Genomic DNA, 913 nt, shown 5'->3' with positions numbered 1-913 from the left:
CGACATCTGCACGGCCAAGAGGGAGTGGCCGCCCAGTTCGAAGAAGTGGTCGTTGCGCCCGATGCGCTCGACACCAAGGAGCTCGGCCCAGATCTGCGCCAGCGCGGTCTCGACCGCGCCTTGCGGCGCCTCATAGGCCGCCAGTGCATAGGCCTGATCGCGAGGGGCCGGCAGCGCGTTGCGATCGAGCTTGCCGTTCACCGTGAGCGGAAGCGCTGCCAGCCGCACAAACGCGCTCGGCACCATGTAATCCGGCAGCCGCGCACTCAAGTGCGCGCGCAAAGCGCTCGCAAGCCCGCCTGCATCGCCCTCGTCCGAGCCGGCCTCGGGCGCGCAGACCACATAGGCGATCAGATGCTTGTCACTGGGGCCGTTCTGGCGCGCCACCACCACCGCCTCGCGCACGAAGGCGTGCTCGCAAAGCTTTGCTACGATCTCGCCCGGCTCGATGCGGTAGCCGCGGATCTTCACCTGATCGTCGTTGCGGCCCAGGAACTCAAGATTGCCGTCCGGCAGGTAGCGTGCCAGGTCGCCGGTCCGGTACAGCCGATCGCCCTCGACAAAGGGACTGGCGATGAACCGCTCGGCTGTCAGTTCAGGGCGATTCAAATAGCCCCGGGCCACCCCCGCCCCGCCAATGTAAAGCTCGCCCACCGCACCGAACGGCACGGGCGCGCCATGGCCGTCCAGCAGGTACACCCGCGTGTTGGCGATTGGACGCCCGATGTGAGGCATCTCGGACCAACATGACGGATCAGCTGCAAGGCGGTGCTCGGAAATGACGCTGATTTCTGTGGACCCATATTGATTGATCAATCTCGCGTTCGGGTGTGCTTCGAAGAACGCCCTAAGCAGTGGAGTGGCGTGCAATCGCTCGCCGGCTGTATAAAGCTCTCTTAAAGAGGGCAGCTGT

1 protein-coding gene is annotated in these 913 nt (G+C 64.8%); it reads right to left on the bottom strand.

Annotation, left to right across the window (positions count from 1 at the left end; all coding sequences use genetic code 11):
• Positions 1–909 (bottom strand): non-ribosomal peptide synthetase (locus E4K65_RS46720; RefSeq protein ID WP_347340995.1); only part of this gene is annotated, 909 nt, incomplete at its 3' end.
• Between the last annotated feature and the right edge of the window lie 4 nt (positions 910–913).

It is taken from the genome of Bradyrhizobium niftali, from assembly GCF_004571025.1.
GTDB classification, from domain to species: domain Bacteria; phylum Pseudomonadota; class Alphaproteobacteria; order Rhizobiales; family Xanthobacteraceae; genus Bradyrhizobium; species Bradyrhizobium niftali.
The sequence above is the reverse complement of the archived record's forward strand: the minus strand, read 5'-3'. Positions and strand labels throughout refer to the sequence as shown.